Source organism: Opitutaceae bacterium (assembly GCA_015075305.1).
Lineage (GTDB): Bacteria > Verrucomicrobiota > Verrucomicrobiia > Opitutales > Opitutaceae > UBA6669.
The window spans coordinates 431,764-451,823 of the sequence record JABTUS010000002.1 but is presented as its reverse complement, the minus strand read 5'-3'; the positions used below and the strand labels follow the sequence as shown (position 1 = coordinate 451,823).

Genomic DNA, 20,060 nt, shown 5'->3' with positions numbered 1-20,060 from the left:
TCATGGGCATATGTCCCTCGTAGCCAAGGTCATCCTGCACCACAGCGATCCTGCCCTTGCCCATGGCGGCCGAATCGTACGTCCGGTGATCGTCCGCTGCGGAAACTGCCCTGGCTCCCACTGGGACAACGGCTGGACCTGGGTTTTCATGCGCCCGAGCGGATCATAGGTCATGGTCGTGACCTGCAGCTTCGCGTCCTTCTGCCAGATCAGTTCCCCGAAGACATTGTGGCGGTACTCCCAGGTCCCCATGTTGGGATCCACCATCGATGTCTTCCTCCCGCGAACATCATGCGCGATTGTTGTCACTGAGCCGTCCGCGTTTGTCGACACCGGTTTCCGAGGGCGTCATGCGTGTGTGTGACACTCGATTGGTCCGAGCCTCCAGTACTTGTTCCGAACCGAGGACACGACCCAGCCCTGCGAATTGCGCACTGTCTCGGTGACACGCCCCTTCGGATCGGTCGCACTCGCGGCAAAATTGGAATAGCTGTAGGTCGTCGTCTGCGCGCCGTTCGCCTCATCGGGAGTGACGACCTGCCAGGGCCGTCCGATGGCATCGTAGGTCGTCGTTGTCCAGTGGACCGGTCCGCTCCCATAGTACGGCCGCGACACCGCCGAAACCCGCCCCAGCCCGTCGTACAGCGTCAACTGCCGCACCAGGCGGTTGTCGCCGCTCACTCCGTGCGTTTCGATCGTGCGACCGTACTTGTCATGGAATGAGACGGCTGGGGCTCCACCGGAGCTCTCCGTCTCGACAAACCAGGCTGTGCCGGAGGGCGCTCCGGCGGCCGGCCAGCGACAATTTGTGAGGGAATACGTGCCATCCGCGCGATCCTCGCGCACCATGCGCCCGAAGCCGTCATGCTGCCAGGTGGTGACGAGGCCGTTGATCCCCTTGATCGACTGGACTACGCCGAGGACTTGATTGTAGGCCGTGTATTCCTCCCTGTGAGCCAGCGCATTTTCCGTCCAGCAATTCTTCCATGCAGGTAGGATTGGCGATGGTTGTTGGCCTTCAAAAGTGCGAAAGGTGAGGTTTGACCCTTTTGGCTGAGCCTTCAAAAGTGCGAAAGGTGAGGTTTGACCCTTTTGGCTGAGCCGCACCACGCGTCCGCGTTCATCGGAAATCGTCCCGATCGAGCCAAGGCCGTCGGTGTGGAGGAACCTTGTGTCCCTGACGAGCGAGGTGCGGTCGGTGTGCACCGCCACACGGCCGGTGGGGGCAAGGATGTAGTGCCTGTGCTCGAAGGTCGTGCCCGCCCCCACCTTCTCGTAGATGCCACCCACGTAGATCGTGGTCTCATCCGGTGTGCCCGATGCCGCGGTGTTGCTGAACCGCTCCTGCTTCACCCGCTGCCCGGCCGCGTCGAAGGAGAACAGCGCCGACTTCTGCGTCTGCATGCTGGAGATTCTCCAGAGCTGGCCAAACGACGTCCAATCCGTGTAAAGGGCGTTGCTGCCGTAGCCCGAGGACATCTTGCTCCCATTGGCGTCGTAGGCGTAGTTGCGACTGCCCGCGTACCCCACCGCGTGCGGCCGGCTGTAACTGTAATTGCCCACGCCCCATTTGGACGAGATGTTCCCATTGCGATTGTAGGCAACCGTGGTCTCCGCGCCGCCGATCACCCGGTGCACCATCAGCCGGTCCAGTCCGTCATAACCATCGCTCTTGCCCGGCGATCCAGCGGTGTAGAACCGTTCATCGCGACCGCTCGCCTGGTCCCGACGCTCGATCACATTGCCGACCCGGTCGTACTCGTACCACAGGTTCTGGACGGCGTAGGAAGTGCCGATCGCGGCGGCACGGTCGATCGCCGCATGCAGCAGCCGTCCGGTCGCCGTGGAATACACCCGGTCGTTCGCAAGGCCGTTGCCGTGGATTTCCGAATCGATCCGGCCTGCGGCCGTGAAGCTGTCGGTCCGCCAGAAGACGCGGCCTTGCAGCTGATTGTTCTGCCTTGCCGAATCCGCATCCAGCCACGAGCGGATTTCCTTCAGGTACCAAGTCATTGTAAACGTGCCTGACTGAGAACGACTCCGTCGTGGGCCCGGTCGCCGGATAGACGATCCGGTTCGGTCTGCCCGACGAGTCGTAGCCTGTCTGCACGCTGTACACGGTTCCCGCGATCTTTCGGTCCACCCGGCTTGGGCGTCCGAGGCTGTCATGGGCAATGTCCTCGTAGCCAGGTCATCCTGCACGCTGGCGATCCTGCCCTTGCCCATGGCGGCCAATCGTACGTCCGGTGATCGTCCGCTGCGGAACTGCCCTGCCCCTGGGACAACGGCTGGACCCGGGTTTTCATGCGCCCGAGCGGATCGTAGGTCATGGTCGTGACCTGCGGCCGCGTCCTTCTGCCAGATCAGTTCCCCGAAGACATTGTAGCGGTACTCCCAGGTTCCCATGTTGGGATCCACCATCGATGTCTTCCTCCGCGAACGTCATGCGCGATTGTTGTCACCGAGCCGTCCGCGTTTGTCGACACCGCCTCGAGGGCGTCATGCGTATGTGCGTGACACTCGATTGGTCCGAGCCTCCGAGTACTTGTTTCGAACCGAGGACACAACCCAGCCCTGCGAATTGCGCACCGTCTCGGTGACACGCCCTTCGGATCGGTCGCACTCGCGGCAAAATTGGAATATCTGAAGGTCGTCGTCTGCGCGCCGTTCGCCTCATCGGGAGTGACGACCTGCCAGGGCCGTCCGATGGCATCGTAGGTCGTCGTTGTCCAGTGGACCGGTCCGCTCGCATAGTGTACGGCCGCGACACCGCCGAAACCCGCCCCAGGCCGTCGTACAGCGTCAACTGCCGCACCAGGCGGTTGTCGCCGCTCACTCCGTGCGTTTCGATCGCGCGACCGTACTTGTCGTGGAACGAGACGGATGGGGCTCCACCGGAGCTCTCCGTCTCGACAAACCAGGCGGTGCCGGAGGGCGCTCCGGCGGCCGGCCAGCGACAATTTGTGAGGGAATACGTGCCATCCGCGCGATCCTCGCGCACCATGCGCCCGAAGCCGTCATGCTGCCAGGTGGTGACGAGGCCGTTGATCCCCTTGATCGACTGGACTACGCCGAGGACTTGATTGTAGGCCGTGTATTCCTCCCTGTGAGCCAGCGCATTTTCCGTCCACTGCGGAAACCTGCCAAAAGGATCATACTGGGTTGTCGCCACCCGAGTCCGTTGTTGGCAAACTGCCGATACGTGACCTCGCAATTGTCCGCATTGGCGATACACTCCCCCCCAGCGAGTTCCCGGTTCAATGACGTCGGCGAATCGACGCTCGCAATTCTTCCATGCAGGTAGGATTGGCGATGATTGTTGGCCTTCAAAAGTGCGAAAGGTGAGGTTTGACCCTTTTGGCTGAGCCCGACGCGAATGATCTCCGGCAGCCCGACCTGTCGCATCAGATTCTTGAACGTGCACAGCGTGTTGTGGAACTGCTGATTGGGCTGGGCACGGCACGCGAGAATGAAGTGGCTGTACAGGTCGCACACCGTCAACGGATCGCAGCGAGTGCCGTCCGCCAGATTAAACCAGCCCTTGAAGTCGACCGTCCACACGTGATTGGGCTGCGTCGCCTCGGTCAACCCATTGCTTGGAGCCTCGTAGGCACCTGGTTTTCGCCGCCGTTTCACGCTCAATCCGTTGCGCCTGAGGATCTCCAATTGTGCTTCGCGCCGGCGGTCGCTCGATCTGATGCTTCAACTCAAGCATCCGATACAGCTTCTTCGGCCCCTGTGTTCGATGCAGCCGCCTTTCCGCCACAATCAGGCCTCGATCTGCTCTGCGGTTCGCTGGGGCATGCGATGCGGTCGATGACTCCGCACTCGGAGGCCATTCATCCCTCATCCGCGTATCTTTCCAGATGCTTGTACCCGGTTTTCGGCTGATCCCGAACTGCTCACACAGCTCGGTCACGGTGAATCGCCCGCTTTTCGCAAGGCTCACAAATCGAATTATCTCGTCCATAGTGGTTACATTTTTCCACGGCATGTCGCCGTTATGTGTAACCCATCACTCTGGACAATCTGTCACCTATCACCCGGATCATACCCACCTTGGTGAACTCGGTCGCCGCCCACGGGCTGGACTCTCCGGACCGGAATGAAGTAGCGCCTCGTCTGCCGCTGGATCATTTCACCACCTCGAACACTGCGACACATTCGATTTGCGCTGGGAACTGGTTGAATATGCCAAGTGGCTCGCCTCTTGAAGACCCCTTCAATGACGACGTTTACCTGATTATCCCTCGTTGTCCGTTCTGCTTGCGAGCCGGGGCAATCTTTGCCGATCCACAAGCACAACTCCGTGTTTTCGCCATGAGACACCTCGACTTTCAAGAGGGACCGAAGACGGAGCTTCAAAATAGTAGAAGCCCATGACTCGAACCATTTGCCCATTCCACCGTTCCGGATCCTTGAGCAGGTCGCTAACAGATATGGCACTCATGGCAGCTGCAGAAATTGTTGAAGGCGTGTTTTTGCAACTCATGATGAAGAATCCCACGACAAGACAAACGAAGCACATAACCCGGGTTTTCATCGGCTGAAGGTCCCGGGTTTTCTGTTCGCGTTCGCCAGCTCCGTCTGGCTCTTGATAGGCTCGCAAGACTTCCACGGTGATCTTCTTTCCGAAGAAGCCGCCATCTCGACCGAGGTATAGCGGAATTGCACGACCCGCCTTTGCGACGCCGCTAATACCGCGGGAATGTCACCAATGCCATTCCGTCATCGCTGAAGAAGCTGAGCTGGGATGAGAGTGATAACCACCTACGAACCGAGTCCCAGCCGGAATCTTTCGAGAGTCAATACCTGCACCGGGCTGGTAAACCTTTCCGCCTTTCGTATACGGCTTTCCACCGGGACGAGGTGCCTGCGCTCCATACAGTGTCTTTCCTGCTTCTTCGTAACTGAAGATTTCGCCGCTGTGTTCGAGGCTATCGACGTCGGCAAGCGTTAGTTTCTTTGCACGTATAGACATTTCTACGCCTGCCTCGTCAGCCGTGCCAAAGCCCCAGAATGGAACCATCAGAGTGCGGCATGATTGAAGAGATAAGTGAACGCACCGCTTACCGCACCGTTGGCGAACTTTCCGCCGCCGATGGCCGACGCCGTGCCGCCAACCACAGCAGCGGCGACCACCTGACCGGGAACACCACCCGGAGCAAATCGCGAGATCGGCCCTGCTGCAGCGGATGCGAACGCCGCCGCGTAGAAGCCATGCCGGAACTCGCCGCCCATCGCTTCGGTAACTCCACCCTGTGCGACACCGTGAGCGAGATGCTCGCTGATTCCCGACAATCCAGTTCACCGACCCGAAAGCAAGGCCTGCCGAGACACCACCCACTGCGGCGCCGATCACACCAGCTTTGAAGGCATCACCTATACTCCCGCCATTGAGCAATGAGCCTGAGAACCTGAACCAAACCCTCCAGCCGCTCCGGCAACTACTGCGTTGGCAAGTCCTGCCCATCCGGTGCCGAAACTCGCCGTCACAACCATCCCCATCCCAACCCACAGGTTGCTTGCGACACCAATTGCAACCAACCCAGCTCCCGCAGTCACTACACCCACAACGACTACGGCCACAATCTTCACCGCGTCCTTGAGGTTGAAGAAGCCGCTGGGGTCGGTTCCTCCCAGCGGGTTGTTCGCGACATACGAATACCTGTTGTACTCCTGTCCGTCGTTCGCGTCTCCGACGAACGGGTCCGCCGTCATGAACCTGCCCACGACCGGATCGTAGATCCGTCCGTTCATGTGGACCAGGCCGAAGTCGGTCAGGCCCTCGTGGTCGGTGAAGCCGCGCGTCGTCGGAGCCGCGTTGGTGACATCCGGGGCGGGGTTGGTGTAGTGAACCGCCTGTTTGCCCCAGGCGTCGTAGGTGTACCGTCGCACCACGCGTCCGCGTTCATCGGAAATCGTCCCGATCGAGCCGAGGCCGTCGGTGTGGAGGAACCTTGTGTCCCTGACGAGCGAGGTGCGGTCGGTGTGCACCGCCACACGGCCGGTGGGAGCCAGGATGTAGTGCCTGTGCTCGAAGGTCGTGCCCGCCCCCACCTTCTCGTAGATGCCACCGACGTAAATCGTGGTCTCATCCGGTGTGCCCGATGCCGCGGTGTTGCTGAACCGCTCCTGCTTCACCCGCTGTCCGGCCGCGTCGAAGGAGAACAGGGCCGACTTCTGCGTCTGCATGCTGGAGATTTTCCAGAGCTGGCCAAACGACGTCCAATCCGTGTAGCGGGCATTGCTGCCGTAGCCCGAAAACATCATGCTCCCATTGGCGTCGTAGGCGTAGTTGCGACTGCCCGCGTACCCCACGGCGTGCGGTACGCTGTAGCTGAAGCTACCGACATCCGACTTGTACGAGATATTCCCATTGCGAAAGTAGTAGAGCGTGGTCTCCGCGCCGCCGATCACCCGGTGCACCATCAGCCGGTCCAGTCCGTCATAACCATCGCTCTTGCCCGGCGATCCAGCGGTGTAGAACCGTTCATCGCGAGCGATCGCCTGGTCCCGACGCTCGATCACATTGCCGACCCGGTCGTACTCGTACCACAGGTTCTGGACGGCGTAGGAAGTGCCGATCGCGGCGGCACGGTCGATCGCCGCATGCGGCAGCCGTCCGGTCGCCGTGGATACACCCGGTCGTTCGCAAGGCCGTTGCCGTAGATTTCCGAATCGATCCGGCCCGCGGCCGTGAAGCTGTCGGTCCGCCAGAACACGCGGCCCCGGAGCTGATTGTTCTGCCTTGCCGAATCCGCATCCAGCCACGAGCGGATTTCCTTCAGGTACCAGAAGTCATTGTAAACGTGCCTGACTGAGAACGACTCCGTCGTGAGCCCGGTCGCCGGATAGACGATCCGGTTCGGTCTGCCCTCGAGTCGTAGCCTGTCTGCACGCTGTACACGGTTCCGCGATCTTTCGGTCCACCCGGCGGGGCGTCCGAGGCTGTCAGGCAAATGTCTCCTCGTAGCCAAGGTCATCCTGCACGCTGGCGATCCTGCCCTTGCCCATGGCCGCCGAATCGTACGTCCGTGATCGTCCGCTGCGGGAAACTGCCCTGCTCCCTGGGACAACGGCTGGACCTGGTTTTCATGCGCCCGAGCGGATCATAGGTCATGGTCGTGACCTGCAGCTTTGCGTCCTTCTGCCAGATCAGTTCCCCGAAGACATTGTAGCGGTGCTCCCAGGTCCCCATGTTGGGATCCACCATCGATGTCTTCCTCCCGCGAACGTCATGCGCGATTGTTGTCACCGAGCCGTCCGCGTTTGTCGACACCGTGTTTCCGAGGGCGTCATGCGTGTGCGTGACACTCGATTGGTCCGAGCCTCCGAGTACTTGTTTCGAACCGAGGACACAACCCAGCCCTGCGAATTGCGCACCGTCTCGGTGACACGCCCCTTCGGATCGGTCGCACTCGCGGCAAAATTGGAATATCTGAAGGTCGTCGTCTGCGCGCCGTTCGCCCTCATCGGGAGTGACGACCTGCGAGAGGCCGTCCGATGGCATCGTAGGTCGTCGTTGTCCAGTGGACCGGTCCGCTCGCATAGTACGGCCGCGACACCGCCGAAACCCGCCCCGTGCCGTCGTACAGCGTCAACTGCCGCACCAGCGGTTGTCGCCGCTCACCCGTGCGTTTCGATCGCGCGACCGTATTTTAGTCGTGGAACGAGACGGATGGGGCTCCACCGGAGCTCTGTCTCGACAAACCGTGCGGTGCCGGAGGGCGCCCGGCGGCCGGCCAGCGATAGTTTGTGAGGGAATACGTGCCATCCGCGCGATCCTCCCGCACCGTGCGCCCGAAGCCGCTGCATGCTGCCAGTGGTGACGAGGCCGTTGATGCCCTTGATCGACTGGACTACGCCGAGGACTTGATTGTAGGCGGTGTGTTCTCCCGTGAGCCAGCGCATTGTTCGTCCACTGCGCAAACCTGCCAAGAGGATCGTACTGGGTTGTCGCCACCCGGTGACATCCGCTCCGACCGTGTAGTTGCCGCCGGATACGGTCAGGTCGGCACCCCTGTTTCAACCCGCGTCCTGTTGCCCCGGTGCGTCATGCTGGTAGGATGTCGTCAGCCTGAAAATCGGATCGCCAGTTCGACCGTCTCCGAGGTGAGCAGCCCCGTGGAGGCATTGTAATCGAACGACGATGTCCGTGTGACGGGCTGCTGACCCGGCGCCGAGGAAGTCACAGTCACCGAGGAGAGCCGCCCGAGGATCCATGCGGCGGTGTCCGGAGCCTTGTACTGGCTTGTGGTCGTCTTCGAAAAGCCGTCGCTCGTCGCAACCGTGATCGAGGTGACGTTTCCGTAGGCATCCGGTTCCGCGCTCGTGGTGGTTGTCGTCAGGTAATTTTGGAAGGTGGTGAGATCGTGGGTTGCGTTGCTCGACCTGTGAGGGCGTAGAGCAAACGGGACGGGTATGCGCGCTGGTGTTCTAGAAGCTTCACTGACCACTGCGTGAAGGTTTCACCCAGCATACCATCGGTGTCGCTGTGGAGCGTCATCCGGTGCTGTCCACGAGGCCGATGAAGGGAAGTCCTGCCGATAGAAGGAATGGGTGCGGATGTCGGTCTTCAAATCATGAACCTTCATGTAGCCAAACCAGAGCGAACCGCGCTCAGGGGTGGGCGCAGGAAGGCGTAGGAGTACCGCAATTCGTGCACGCCCCGATGCCGTCCTCGTTCTTCAGACTGGAGACCACCTGCCGAGGGCCGGTCATATTGACGACCTTGGGGCGGTCTGGCTCAGGCAGGTCGTCGTTATTGGCCGCCTTCGTGTAGACGACGGGATTGAGCAGGAGTCATAGGCAACCTCCACCCGAACACCCGTGCCATTGGTGACGCTTTTGATCTCGATCCGCGATCGGCTTGGACTGATTGAGGTAGGCCGCGGAGAACTCCGTCCCATTGGCATGCTTGCGGTACCAGACGCAGTCGACAGGCGCCATCGCCGTTCAGATCGACAAAATCAGCCCCAGTCTGATCCACGCCATCCTGAAGCAGCAGCAAGTGATGCAGATCGTGCGGAGCACTGGCACCGGCATGTACAAAGTCGCGACCGGTTCCGTAGAGCGTGTGTTTTCGGCCGCCTGCCCACTGAACTGGCGGCTGAATGCGAGGTCGGCAATGCCGTCGAGATTCAGATCGATGAAGGCGCCTCCGGCGTTTCGGTAGCCGTCGCGTGCGAGGGGGTGTGGGGCGGCAAACCGGGCTGTTTCCGAGGCCGTGATCCGCCAGCCGGTGCCGGTGTTCATCGCGCAGCCCCTGTCGACCGTTCCGGGCTCGCGGTACCAGAGCAGATCCGGCAGTCCGTCGGCATTGACATCGGCAAACTCCGCTCCGACCGAGAAATTGCGGTCATCGGCAATCAGGCGCGGAAGGTAGTAGGCGGGCGCATCCTGCCAGCCAGAGCCCGTGTTGAGCCAGCTCTTCCGAAGCGTCTGGCCGTTGCCATGGTAGTAGGCGGCGATGTCAACCAGGCCATCGCCATTCAAGTCAATGAACCGGCCCTTCCACTGGGCGATGTCGTGGCTGATCGTGCTGTAGGCTGCATCGTACTGCCAGCCGGATTCGGTGTTGAGGTAGACGAAGATGTTCTGGGTGGCATACTGGCCGGTGCGGATGTGACTGACCATGTCTACACGACCGTCGCCGTTGACGTCCATGAACCGCGCTCCGTGCAGGGGCTTGTCATCCTTGGCGGTCGGGGAAGGCGGAGTCCACGAGGCGGGGGCTGTTTCCCAACCGGTGCCGGTGTTGCGCCGTGCTCCCTTCTCATGGGTGTCGCCGCCAGCGCCCATGCGCCACCACAGGTAGTCGACCAGGCCATCGCCGTCGACGTCCACAAAGCGTCCTCCGGTGTCCAGTGCCGAATTTGAAAACGCGAGCGGGTGCGGCAGGAGATAGTTGGTGCTATCGACCCAGCCGGCGCCGGTGTTGCGTTTGGCCAGATTGATGCCCATGCCGTCGCGCCGGGCGACGAAGTCGACGCGACCGTCGCCGTCGAAATCCACAAAGCCTGAGCCTGCCGGGCGTCCCTCGTTGGAGTTGTCGGCGAGGTAGTAGGCGGGCGAGTACTGGTTTGCGAGGGTCCAGCCGTAGGCGTTGTCCTCGTACGCAAAGGTTAGCGGCGGGTAGGATTTGCCGTCGCTTCCGGTCTCGACCAAGGAGGTTAGGATGCTGCGGTTGGTGTACAGCTGTGTGCCGGAGTTGACGCGGGTAGTTGAGCGTGTAGGTGCGGGCAACACTCTCGCCGAAATACGATTTAACAGTTTTCAGCCGAACGGTGTTGGAAAGCGGGCTGCCGGCAAAGTAGCCCTGCGACCAGTCGGGGCGCGCCTCATACTCGAAACGAAGCGACGCGTACGGGCGATTCCGCCGCTGCCGTCGTGTAGTTGATGCGGTGCGGGCGGTGGGAGCCCTGAACGGCGTCCTCCTCGTACTCAAAGGTCATGAAGGGCCCGTGGTGTCGGTGATGCGATTGACATGCCACGAGACCTTTTCGGCGCGGGAGTAGGGCCGCCTCGCCGGCGCCGCTCGACATGGCGTCGAGCGCCGAGTCCGCCGTCTGGCCAAACTGCAGGACGAGCCCGGCCTTGGTGTACACGGTGAAAGAGGCGGGACCCGAGCCTGCGGAGCCGTTGGCAACGATTCTGGTGATCGAATCGATTTCGGTGCGGTACTCGCTGTTGGGAGCACCGTGAATGCCCGCCACCAGCACCAGCCGCTGGCCGTCGAGATAGAAGCGGTCCGCGTCCGTCAGGCTGACTCCGCGGTTGGCGCCATCGATCACCTTGGACTGCGGGCCTCGGGTGATCGCCGAAACTCCTGAAGCGACCATCCGAATCCGGCGATACCATTTCCAGACTGACTGGAGTAGTTGAGGGCGACTTTCGGCTCCATGCCGGAGGAGCCTGGTGTTGTCCAAGAGGGATGGAATAGGTGAAAGGCTCCGAAGGCATCCACACTGGCCTGGCCGACAGTGGCGCCCGACGACCCGGTGTTGGCGGTGTTGGCGACGGCCCAGCCAGCGGGTTTTGCGAGCGGACCGGATTCTGCGGCGCCGGGTTGTAGATCAGGGGACTTGTGCCGAGGTTGTATTCGGCAAGATTGTTCAACCATCGTTGTCCGGATCGAGCAGGGCGTCGGAGGCGGAGGCCGGATTGAGACCGTAGGAGCTCCCATCCATTGGGCAGGCCGTCGGAATCATTGTCGGCATTGGGATCCGTGTTCGTCGTGAAGTTGGCCTGAACGACCGCGCTGGCTCCGTTCAGCGCATGGCTGGTCGATGGCGAGTAGGCATTGAAGAAGTAACCGCCGTCGGCGCTGGATTTTGACCAGTGGCTGAACGCCATGCCTGCGGGCGGTGTTGCACGGATGGCGACCGGGCGTTGGCGGAAGGCCGCTCGCGCTGCCAGTGCCGCCATTGACGGTGAGACTGTGGTTGCGGCCGCCTGGACCGTGGAATTGCCCGAGGTTCCCAGTTTGACATAACCGCCCGTTGCACGGAAGAGCCGGGCATTGTGCCGGGTGGCAGGAGGCCTGTCGACGGCAAAGTTCACCGAGCCCGAACCCGCGCTGGGCACAGATCCGGACTTGATGGGACTCGTGTCGCTTCGGACGAGGGTAGATGCCAAGCCAGGAGGACGTTGTCGGTGCTCGGTGTAGCTCACGGTGACAGTCTGTCCCAGGGCGACCGGGTTTGGCGTCTGACCGAAACCTGCGACTGCACGGTGAAGGTCAGCTGCGCCGTGGCGCTTGCGCCCGGGTGTCGACGACTTCGAGTTTGAAGGTGTAGGCACCGGCGGTGGGGAACGTATGGTTGAACTGTGCCGACTGGCTTCCTCCGGCTATCGGCGTCCAGTTTGCCGAGTTTGGCAGAGACTCACCCGCCATTGGGAAAGGTTCGAGGTGGAGTCGCGAGGAATAGAGGATCGTGGCCGTCGATCCCGCGGCTATCGTTGTCGCACCGGAGGCACCAATGGATGCGGTGGGCGCGGTGTTGGCGAGGTAGTTTGCGGTCAGGGTGGCCCGCACCGTTGCCGACAGTGAAGTTTGTCGAGGCGCTTGTGCTGACGGCCAGCGTGCCCGGCGGACTTCGTCCATTGGGAAAACAATTGACCGGCGGGCGGCGGATTCGCGGTGATCAGGAAACACCGTTCCTCGGTGGCGGTGACGGAGCTCTGGCCGCTGCTCGTTCCGTTGACAACGGAGATCGTGGCTAATGGCTGGGCTGACGACGGCGGTGCCCTCGAATCGGAATTCAGTCGTGCCAGACCAACTCGTCCGATAGGAGCCGCCAGTACCGGGCGACAATGTCGATGCTGACACTTGTGCCCGTCTTCGAATACCCGGTGCTGAACGTGTATGCGGTGCTCCAGTTGGTGCCGTCGCTGGAGTACTGAGGATCGAGCCGTCCGAATAGTCGGATGCCCGTGGCCCATCCCGCGAGCATGCCCCCGCCCACATGAACCTTGGTGATCCGCTTTGCACTGCCAAATCCGCCATGAGCCAGTTCGCCGCAGCGGTGTCGGACGCATACCCGTAGGAGTTGTCATGCGCGCGGCCGTCGTTCAGGTAGGTGTAATTGGGCGCGAGCGCGGGGTAGGTGTAATGAGCCGCGTAGCTCGATGAGACGGTGTAGGGCAGGCTCGTGGCCGGAGGAGCGTGACGACGACGGACGTCGACGCGGTGCCGGTGGCGCCATTGGAATCCTCCACTTCAATCGTGATTGTGGGGGTCCCGCGGAGACAAAGGACATGGTCAGGCTGGAGGAGGCGCTGCCGCCGGATGTAGCTCCATGCAGGGCACCCCGGCGATCACCTGCCGCCACCGGTACAGGTTCGCATTGGAATCCGATGCCGAATAGTTCCACGTGCCGTCCTGCCCGGTTGTGGAGCGAGGCGGGACCTGAGATCGGGCGGTGGGTGCGGAATTGGTGTTCGGATTCACGATCTGGATCGTGTACCAGCCGCTGTCGCCCGTGTTGCCGGCCTGATCGTCCACCACCCCGAAGCACCCATGTCGTTGGAGGTCGGCGTCGTGAGCGTCACGCTGTTGCTGTAGGAACCACCGAGGATTGTCCATGAAGCCAGAAAATGAGTCTCCTGGCTCATGAGGTTCATGGTTCAGGTCGCCATCGGCGTCGCTCGCCGAGAGACTGATCGTGATCTGCGACCCTGTGTACGCGGTGAGGACGCCGTTCGCCTGAGTGATGCCTGAGCCCGGCGGGAACTGGATCGCGGGTGGTGTGCTGCCGCCCGATGCGAGCGACAATGAAATGCTCGAATACCACGATCCATAGCTGTAGGTGGTCACCCGTTGGCGGTCGATCCGGTGTAGCTGCTTTGTCCGGGAAGCGGGTGACTGTGATCAGAGCAGTCTGGCCGGGTGCGATGGGCCCGCGTGCACGGCGGCAGTCGCAATGTTGCTGTCATGAGTATAGACGCCGGTGCCCCAGACGATGCCGGTGGTTGCTCCGGTGACGGTCACGTCGTAACCGAGATACACGGGTGGCAGGGGCGAAAACGAGCGCAAGGATCCTGAGTTTCATGGCGGTCCTTGTGTGGGTCAGAGGTTTTCCGACGCGCCGCCGTGCCTGCGCTGGCTTCTTCGCTCGAAGAACAAACTCTGAAGCAGGGGATCCGCCTCAATCCGGCGGACGGCCTCCCGGAATCTTCTCCCGGGCGACCGCCAGGATTCCCTCGAAATCGTTTCGCGTCATTGTGGCCACCACAGACTCCCGCCTTGCCTGTCCCTTTGCCGGCGCCTGTTCGATGACGATCCTTGCCTGATCAGGTCCCCGAAAGAAAGAGCAGCGAACAGGCTGGAAGTACCAGAGCCTTTCCTCAGGCTCGTCCTTGGCGGATTGCGGTTGCCGGCGACCGGGTCAACAGAGCTCAGGTATGTCCGCGGAAAAATCGAGATTTGCTGCAACGCGCGCTTTGTGGGACGCGATGAATCGTTCGAGACGCCCCTGCGCGAGCACGGCGCGTTGGGGAAGTGGGCCTTGGGTCCGAACGCGATCCCAGGGACCAAACCATGCGCATGGCGTTGAGGTGCCCGCCGCGCTCCAAGGTGACATCGTCGCCGACTATCCAACCGTCAACGCGGCTTTGGACTGGAGGCGAACGGTGCTCTCGGGCGCATAGACCGAACCGTAGACGCGCGCCTTTGGGCCGACCGTGAACGCACGGCCGGAGATTCGCAGATCGAGCCATCCCGGCAGATCCTCGCGCCCTATCACACCGTCCAGTTTGTCGAAGCCATCGGTGGTCAATGTCACCGGGCCCGCAAGGTCGATGCTTGCCCCGCCAGCAACTCGATCGCTGAAAAGTCATATCGCGCGGGCTTTGTTGCCCCCGCTTCGCCAAGCACCACGCGGGCTGCCTTGGACAACCAGTCTGCCGTAGGCTCCGGGAGGCAGGTTCACGGGCTCGAAGGCAAAACCTGATCGTTATGTCTCCTGCCGATGCAAAGTCTCCTTGCCAATCGGGTCGTTTCGGAGATCGCGAGCACGCTTGCCCGCGGCCTTTTGGCGCGCTGCCAGCAGGGAATCGCCTGAACTGCTGCCTCCTCACCTGCCTTCGAAAGACTTGCGCCACCACGGGCGTGCCTTCCACGACAAATGGTTTCGCGCGATGATCCCGGTTTCCGACTGGCCCTTGCACTTGGAAGAAATGTGGCGAAGCCAGTACGGCGACGATCAAGCTGGAGATGCAGGCAGCGGGATTCATGGGTTGGTGCAGTGGAAAATTTGCGGATGCGCGTTCAAGATTGCTGGAGCGAGCGGACGAAGCGCAGGGATGCCGAGGCTGGATTCTGCGGAAAACTCGAATGCGACATTGGGTGAAAGCTTCCCGGTCGCGTCGGGGTATTCGGAAATTCTGATCCAAAAACAGAAATGGTCCTTGCTGTGGAAAGTCGTGAAGTCGTGTGCATGAAATCGAACGCAGTTCGTCTCATCTCGTTACGCCCCTGCGGGCGTCGCCGATTCACCCCGTGTCGCATTTTTTGAAATGCGGAGAAGACCTATTACCACGACATGGTAACTGAATTAGCCGCTGGCATAAGCCGCTCCGGGCGTTGACTCTGACCGGCGGTGTGCCGAGCCGTGCTCGGATCACTGTCGCTTGCATCTCCAAAGCGGAAGCCGGCGAACGCTCGTATCAGGTGCTTCGCTTCGAAAATGAACCGAGGTGGATCTCCCACTTTTCGGTGTGGGCGTCGACTGCGGCGGCGAGGGCTTTCTTCGAGAGTCCTCGTTTGGCGAAGATCCGCCAGGACGCCGGACTTCATCTACCTCAAGGAGCTCGAGTTCGGCGCGCTGTGACGAAGGGCTGATTCATGTTGAGATGGAAGTACGCGAGGTTGTTGGGTTTCGATGAGATCAATTTGTTCTGGGTCAAAATGCTCGTGTTCGAAGGCGAGTCCCCAGGCAGGTTCGCCCCAACATGCGAGGAGACCAAGTTTATTGCATGCCCGGTCGTTGAGGAAGTTGATGTCAGCATAGGGGCCGCGAAGATCATCGGGAGGATAGGCACGTGTGCCAGCCAGACAGCGAGGAGGAGGCTGATCTCCTGAGAAAGGCCGTTCCAGTTTGCGCGCGGGATTGCGTTGGGCCGCCCCTACAGGGCTCGCTTTGGAGACTGACGAATATACCCAAGGCGTTGCCTTGGGCTGCCATGGATTGCGCCGTTTGCGCGCCGACGCGGAACCGCAAACTGACGCAACATCATCGATCCCCGCCGCGCGCCTCCGGAGCCCCAACGGGGCGAAATATCCACAGCCCATGACGGAGAAATGTGAGTTTGATTTGGACATACCTTGATGCGATCCGTTGAGGGCGCGAGGTCAGTCCGTGCGGCGCCAACATGGCTGGCCTGCCATTATGAATGGGGGCAGGGGCTACTTCCTGAATGTATTGTCGACGAGCTGGTTTGAGGAAAGGAAGGCGGGGGCAGCCTTCAGGTGCGCGTCCGGGAACGTGCAGTTGCGGATGATGTTCCCCGAGCCGCCCTTGAGGCTGACCGCGGAATGGGCGCCACCGCCCTGGAACAGGCAATGCTCGACGAGGTTTCCCTCGGGATAGACATTCTCGGTTTTCGGGGCGTCGAACATTTCGTCCGGATCGGCAGGCTCGCCGGTTCTTGCCGCCTTGCTTTGACTGTGGGCCAGTTTCCGCTGGGTGACCCAATTGTCCTTTCGTTTGTCCTTGTTTGGGGCGGTGCCGTCACCCATTTCGAACACGAATTTCATTCTTGAGCCCCCGTGGAACTTCACGTTCGTCAGCCTGTTGCCCTGGCAGCCGAAGCGCGGATCGGCCAAATAGTGTTCGTTGTGGAAAGTGACAAAGGGGGTGGTTTGATGCGTGCAGGTGATCACCCCGTTGGAAATCACCGCCTTCCTTGAGCGGAAACCCACGGTGGAGATCCTCGGGGCCGCCGCGCCGAAGTCGATGTCGAAGCCGTCCACGGTGACACCCCGGTTGTACTGGCCGATCGAGATGGCATCGATGACTTTGGGAAACCCGGGGATGGGCTTGCAGGTGCCGCGAATATTTTTGACGAGCAGGTTGTGCGAGCCGGTTTTTATCTCGATGCATCGCCAGGCGAAGGTGCCGGTGATGTTCGTGAAGGTGGAGTAGGCCATCGCGTTCATTCCCACCAACCGGACGCCGTCGATCAGGTGGATGTTGTCGATATGGCACTTGTACGCATACTCGCTCCCGGAGATCTGGGCGGCATCAATGGTGAGATTCCTGAGGGTGACATCCTGCACGCCCCCGAAATTTATGCCGGTATGGCTGTCGAAATTTCCGTTCGCACAGATTTGAACCGAATCCACGTCCTCGTCAAAAGGATGCTCAAAATGGATCCGATTGCCGTCCAGCTTCACGATTTTCGCAATGGTGACATGGTACGGCAGCATGACCCTTGAGAGGTTCTGATTCCTTTTGAAGGCCGACACCACCATCACGATTTGATCCATCTTGAACGCCGACGCGTCGGCGTCATGAGCCAACGTCAGGAAATCGCGCCCGATTTTCATCGGCTCGTTGACATCATAAAATTCGTACCCCGCCCCGTTGTTGCCGGCCTTGTTGAAGCCATACGGTGCATGGTCGCCAAAAAGAAAGGCCCAGTTGAGCATCTTTCCCCGGGACCGATCGTTGGTCAGGGTGCCCTTGTTCCTGCCGTCGACGACCACGTGGTCCTTCATGACAATCGGTGAATTGATGACGTACCTGCCTTCGGCCGCGACCTCGCCGCCGCTCGCGGAAGCCGTATCGACTGCCTTCTGAAAGGCGGCGCCATCGAAGGTGATGTTCAAGTCCTGGACACCGGGATAGTCCTTACGGGCGTCGGCGATGGTCTTGTATTTCTCGGAAAGCCGGTGGGACGTTCCGTTGCCGGTGGCACCAAACATTTCGGGGGTCAGGACTGCCCCTGAACTCTTGTCGGTCGCGGCCTTGGCATTGTCGGTTTCCCGCCCGTTCTGCGAACCCCAAAGCGCGATGCCAGCAGTCAAAGATAGGAGGACGGTGATGATTGGAACGGCAGGTTTCATGATGGAATCACAGTCGGGCGGGAATTGGATCCTTCGCTTCGTTCAGGACGACAGATCTGAAGACTCACTGGCAGCGCGGCGAACGATCCATCTGAAACAGACGAATGTCGGGTGAGTGTGGTTTCAGTGGGCACCTCGGGGGCCATCGAAGGCTGCGCCGTTCGTCCAAGGGGTGGCGCTTTGCGAAACGTCACCGGAAGGGGGCCGTTGCTGCTTGGCGCGGGATTTCAAGTTGGAGATGAAATCCCGGAATCGAACGCGCCGAATCTGCGCAGCGTGAGACAGGCGAGGGTGCAAAAGCTGCACACCCTCATTTTCCCGGATCACATAACGTGCTGATTCACAAGGTGCGCAGGGGTGCGTGATGAACGGCACCGATTGTGCATATACGGCGCTACAGAGGCAGCATCACTTCCCAACAAAAACGAAATCAATCCATAAAACATCATGAGACTCGTACGTTACAATCATCCAAACTACCGCAGCTACTCGCCGACCACCACGGCATCGCGCAATCCTTGGTACGGACTCGATGGTGAGATCGACCGCCTGTTCAACTCTGCCTTCGGCGGCATGACCCAGGCCTTTGGCACCGCGTTTCCTGTCGATCTGTACGAAGACAAGGACAACGCGTATGTGCGGGCGGACCTACCGGGTGTCACACGCGACGCCATCGAGGTCGACATGGTCGACCAGACTCTCACCATCAAGGCTTCGCGCAAGCGGGGCGAGGGCGACAGCGCGGAAACCACGACTTTCAGCCGTGTCATCAGCGTTCCCGAGAACGTCCAGGCGAGCACCGTCAAGGCGACCTATGAAAATGGAGTCCTGACGGTAACCCTCCCGAAGAAGGAAGAGGCGAAACCACGGAAGATCTCCGTCCAGGTCGGCTGACCGAAACCATGAGTCGGTGCGGGCCATGCCGCCCGCCCGATTCGCAGCACACTTCAATCACAACGCTAGTTCCAAAATATCATCATGAGCCTATTACATTCCATTCTCCCTTCATTCAATCGCCCATCCGGCACCCGTGACGAACTGCCATTGGCGGACGCGACCACGATGCAGACGGTCCGACCGGCCTATCGAGTCCAGGAAACGGCAGATGCGTTCACCGCTACTGTGTACCTTCCTGGAGTCACGAAGGACGGTTTGGAAATCAGCGCCGATCGCGAGGAAATCGTGGTCACAGGCAGGCGTGGCTGGAAGGCTCCGGAGACCTGGACGTCGCTCTACCGCGAAAGCGTCGAGGCGGAATTCAGTCTCACGCTGAGCCATGACGCGTCGGTCGATGTCGACAAGATCAACGCGGAGCTTCGCGACGGGGTGCTCACTCTGACGCTGCCCAAGGCCGAGGCGCTCAAACCGCGCAAGATCGCGGTTGACTGATCGCGGACGGCGCGAGCGGAAAGCGATCCGGTCCTGTGAACCCGGTCCCGCAAGAGGGCCGGGTTCCTATTTTTCCAGCCCGTGCGCCGCCCTGGGTTTCTCCTTGATCAGCACGCTGGCAAGGACCGACAGCAGCAGTATTCCGCCGATGACACCGAGCGAAGCGGATGTCTCGATGTGATACTCAAAATAGGTGATCAGCATCTTCACGCCGATGAAAACCAGGATGATCGAAAGTCCGAACTTCAGAAAGCGGAAGAGCTGCATGATGCCGCTCAATGCAAAATAGAGCGATCGCAGGCCGAGGATCGCGAAGATGTTGGAAGTCAGGGCGACAAAGCCGTCGCGGGTGATCGCGAGCACTGCCGGCAGTGAGTCGAGGGCGAATATCAGGTCGGTTGACTCGACGACGATGAGGACGACGAACAAAGGTGTCGCGACCCTGCGCCCGCTCAACCGGGTGAAGAAATGGCCGCCGTCCATGGTTGGGCTCACCGGATAGATCTTCCGAAACAGGCGGACTGCGACGTTTTTCTCGGGGTGCATCTCCTCCTCGGCCCCCTTTGAGAACGCCATCTTGATGCCGGTGTACACGAGGAAGGCGCCGAAAAGATAGATGACCCAGTGGAAGCGCGCGATCACGCTGACGCCGACGAGGATGAACACTGCGCGCATCGCGACCGCGCCCAGGATTCCCCAGAAGAGCACGCGGTGCTGCCATTGCGAGGGGACCTTGAAATAAGCGAAGACGAGGATGAAGACGAAGACATTGTCCACGCTCAGGCAGAGTTCGACCAAGTAGCCCGCGAGAAACTGCTGCGCGGATTCGCTGCCGCGCCAGAAGTGCAGGACCACGCAGAAGGCGAGGGCGAGTCCCGCCCAGACCGCGCACCAGACCAGCGCCTCCTTGGTGGAGACGACATGCGAGTCGCGATGGAAGACGCCCAGGTCGAGGGCGAGCATGGCGGCGATGAAGCCAAAGAACGCCAGCCACGCCCAACCTGGGAGCGGAGGGAGATCTGACAGGACGGCCAGGAGATTGGGCGGGTTCATCGTTGGCCGAGGATGGGCACCACGGGAGTGCCGCTGCAAGAGGGGA

22 protein-coding genes are annotated in these 20,060 nt (G+C 60.9%); 4 read left to right on the top strand and 18 right to left on the bottom strand.

Features of this window, described 5'->3' with window-relative positions; all coding sequences use genetic code 11:
- The 16 genes from HS122_06340 to HS122_06265 all read right to left on the bottom strand — a co-directional run bounded on the left by HS122_06340 (position 1) and on the right by HS122_06265 (position 14,288).
- Entirely contained in the window at positions 1 to 333 is a 333-nt protein-coding gene (locus tag HS122_06340) for a hypothetical protein (protein MBE7538013.1), read from the bottom strand.
- 15 nt (positions 334 to 348) lie between these two features.
- On the bottom strand, positions 349 to 2,013 hold the full coding sequence (locus tag HS122_06335; protein ID MBE7538012.1) for a hypothetical protein: 1,665 nt from the start codon (positions 2,011 to 2,013) through the stop codon (positions 349 to 351).
- A 1,053-nt stretch (positions 2,014 to 3,066) separates the two neighbouring features.
- Complete coding sequence (locus HS122_06330; GenBank protein ID MBE7538011.1) at positions 3,067 to 3,636, bottom strand: hypothetical protein; 570 nt, start codon at positions 3,634 to 3,636, stop codon at positions 3,067 to 3,069.
- A 1,392-nt stretch (positions 3,637 to 5,028) separates the two neighbouring features.
- On the bottom strand, positions 5,029 to 5,301 hold the full coding sequence (locus HS122_06325; GenBank protein ID MBE7538010.1) for a hypothetical protein: 273 nt from the start codon (positions 5,299 to 5,301) through the stop codon (positions 5,029 to 5,031).
- Positions 5,302 to 5,382: 81 nt separating this feature from the next.
- Entirely contained in the window at positions 5,383 to 6,774 is a 1,392-nt protein-coding gene (locus tag HS122_06320) for an RHS repeat-associated core domain-containing protein (protein MBE7538009.1), read from the bottom strand.
- A 208-nt stretch (positions 6,775 to 6,982) separates the two neighbouring features.
- Positions 6,983 to 7,513 (bottom strand): hypothetical protein, encoded by a 531-nt coding sequence (locus HS122_06315; GenBank protein ID MBE7538008.1) that lies wholly within the window; start codon positions 7,511 to 7,513, stop codon positions 6,983 to 6,985.
- Positions 7,514 to 7,629: 116 nt separating this feature from the next.
- Complete coding sequence (locus HS122_06310) at positions 7,630 to 7,914, bottom strand: hypothetical protein (protein MBE7538007.1); 285 nt, start codon at positions 7,912 to 7,914, stop codon at positions 7,630 to 7,632.
- A gap of 161 nt (positions 7,915 to 8,075) precedes the next feature.
- Positions 8,076 to 8,459 (bottom strand): hypothetical protein, encoded by a 384-nt coding sequence (locus tag HS122_06305; protein MBE7538006.1) that lies wholly within the window; start codon positions 8,457 to 8,459, stop codon positions 8,076 to 8,078.
- Positions 8,460 to 8,958: 499 nt separating this feature from the next.
- The gene (locus tag HS122_06300) at positions 8,959 to 10,170 is read right to left on the bottom strand and encodes a VCBS repeat-containing protein (protein ID MBE7538005.1); all 1,212 of its coding nucleotides are present in this window, start codon (positions 10,168 to 10,170) and stop codon (positions 8,959 to 8,961) included.
- 173 nt (positions 10,171 to 10,343) lie between these two features.
- Positions 10,344 to 10,844 (bottom strand): hypothetical protein, encoded by a 501-nt coding sequence (locus HS122_06295; protein MBE7538004.1) that lies wholly within the window; start codon positions 10,842 to 10,844, stop codon positions 10,344 to 10,346.
- Positions 10,793 to 10,906 carry a hypothetical protein gene (locus tag HS122_06290; GenBank protein ID MBE7538003.1) on the bottom strand — a complete coding sequence of 38 codons (114 nt, stop codon included), beginning with the start codon at positions 10,904 to 10,906 and terminating at the stop codon, positions 10,793 to 10,795. Before HS122_06290 ends, HS122_06295 begins: the two co-directional genes overlap by 52 nt.
- Before the next feature lie 837 nt (positions 10,907 to 11,743).
- On the bottom strand, positions 11,744 to 12,040 hold the full coding sequence (locus tag HS122_06285) for a hypothetical protein (GenBank protein ID MBE7538002.1): 297 nt from the start codon (positions 12,038 to 12,040) through the stop codon (positions 11,744 to 11,746).
- Between the two features lie 226 nt (positions 12,041 to 12,266).
- A complete protein-coding gene (locus tag HS122_06280) occupies positions 12,267 to 12,458 on the bottom strand; it encodes a hypothetical protein (protein ID MBE7538001.1) in 192 nt (63 codons plus the stop codon).
- A gap of 308 nt (positions 12,459 to 12,766) precedes the next feature.
- Positions 12,767 to 13,321 (bottom strand): hypothetical protein, encoded by a 555-nt coding sequence (locus tag HS122_06275; GenBank protein MBE7538000.1) that lies wholly within the window; start codon positions 13,319 to 13,321, stop codon positions 12,767 to 12,769.
- A 54-nt stretch (positions 13,322 to 13,375) separates the two neighbouring features.
- Entirely contained in the window at positions 13,376 to 13,540 is a 165-nt protein-coding gene (locus HS122_06270; GenBank protein MBE7537999.1) for a hypothetical protein, read from the bottom strand.
- Between the two features lie 556 nt (positions 13,541 to 14,096).
- Entirely contained in the window at positions 14,097 to 14,288 is a 192-nt protein-coding gene (locus HS122_06265) for a hypothetical protein (GenBank protein MBE7537998.1), read from the bottom strand.
- A gap of 235 nt (positions 14,289 to 14,523) precedes the next feature.
- On the opposite strand from HS122_06265, the gene HS122_06260 reads away from it, so the two are divergent.
- Both HS122_06260 and HS122_06255 read left to right on the top strand, forming a co-directional pair.
- Positions 14,524 to 14,946, top strand: coding sequence for a hypothetical protein (locus HS122_06260; protein ID MBE7537997.1), 423 nt, complete (start codon positions 14,524 to 14,526; stop codon positions 14,944 to 14,946).
- Positions 14,947 to 15,349: 403 nt separating this feature from the next.
- A complete protein-coding gene (locus HS122_06255) occupies positions 15,350 to 15,586 on the top strand; it encodes a hypothetical protein (protein MBE7537996.1) in 237 nt (78 codons plus the stop codon).
- Positions 15,587 to 15,910: 324 nt separating this feature from the next.
- Here the strand turns inward: HS122_06255 and HS122_06250 are convergent, their stop codons facing one another.
- The gene (locus tag HS122_06250) at positions 15,911 to 17,572 is read right to left on the bottom strand and encodes a hypothetical protein (protein ID MBE7537995.1); all 1,662 of its coding nucleotides are present in this window, start codon (positions 17,570 to 17,572) and stop codon (positions 15,911 to 15,913) included.
- A gap of 447 nt (positions 17,573 to 18,019) precedes the next feature.
- On the opposite strand from HS122_06250, the gene HS122_06245 reads away from it, so the two are divergent.
- Both HS122_06245 and HS122_06240 read left to right on the top strand, forming a co-directional pair.
- Positions 18,020 to 18,466 (top strand): Hsp20/alpha crystallin family protein, encoded by a 447-nt coding sequence (locus HS122_06245; protein ID MBE7537994.1) that lies wholly within the window; start codon positions 18,020 to 18,022, stop codon positions 18,464 to 18,466.
- Between the two features lie 84 nt (positions 18,467 to 18,550).
- A complete protein-coding gene (locus tag HS122_06240; GenBank protein ID MBE7537993.1) occupies positions 18,551 to 18,961 on the top strand; it encodes an Hsp20/alpha crystallin family protein in 411 nt (136 codons plus the stop codon).
- Between the two features lie 66 nt (positions 18,962 to 19,027).
- Here HS122_06240 and HS122_06235 read toward each other — a convergent pair whose 3' ends face one another.
- Positions 19,028 to 20,014, bottom strand: coding sequence for a TerC family protein (locus tag HS122_06235; GenBank protein ID MBE7537992.1), 987 nt, complete (start codon positions 20,012 to 20,014; stop codon positions 19,028 to 19,030).
- Between the last annotated feature and the right edge of the window lie 46 nt (positions 20,015 to 20,060).

Excerpts from the sequence above, each read along its gene's own strand:
- HS122_06235 (MBE7537992.1), bottom strand. The coding sequence starts at position 20,014 with ATGAACCCGCCCAATCTCCTGGCCGTCCTGTCAGATCTCCCTCCGCTC.
- HS122_06310 (MBE7538007.1), bottom strand. The coding sequence starts at position 7,914 with ATGCGCTGGCTCACGGGAGAACACACCGCCTACAATCAAGTCCTCGGC.
- HS122_06245 (MBE7537994.1), top strand. The coding sequence starts at position 18,020 with ATGAGACTCGTACGTTACAATCATCCAAACTACCGCAGCTACTCGCCG.
- HS122_06290 (MBE7538003.1), bottom strand. The coding sequence starts at position 10,906 with ATGGAGCCGAAAGTCGCCCTCAACTACTCCAGTCAGTCTGGAAATGGT.
- HS122_06295 (MBE7538004.1), bottom strand. The coding sequence starts at position 10,844 with ATGGTCGCTTCAGGAGTTTCGGCGATCACCCGAGGCCCGCAGTCCAAG.
- HS122_06255 (MBE7537996.1), top strand. The coding sequence starts at position 15,350 with ATGTTGAGATGGAAGTACGCGAGGTTGTTGGGTTTCGATGAGATCAAT.
- HS122_06240 (MBE7537993.1), top strand. The coding sequence starts at position 18,551 with ATGAGCCTATTACATTCCATTCTCCCTTCATTCAATCGCCCATCCGGC.
- HS122_06335 (MBE7538012.1), bottom strand. The coding sequence starts at position 2,013 with ATGACTTGGTACCTGAAGGAAATCCGCTCGTGGCTGGATGCGGATTCG.
- HS122_06250 (MBE7537995.1), bottom strand. The coding sequence starts at position 17,572 with ATGAAACCTGCCGTTCCAATCATCACCGTCCTCCTATCTTTGACTGCT.
- HS122_06280 (MBE7538001.1), bottom strand. The coding sequence starts at position 12,458 with ATGCTCGCGGGATGGGCCACGGGCATCCGACTATTCGGACGGCTCGAT.
- HS122_06315 (MBE7538008.1), bottom strand. The coding sequence starts at position 7,513 with ATGCCATCGGACGGCCTCTCGCAGGTCGTCACTCCCGATGAGGGCGAA.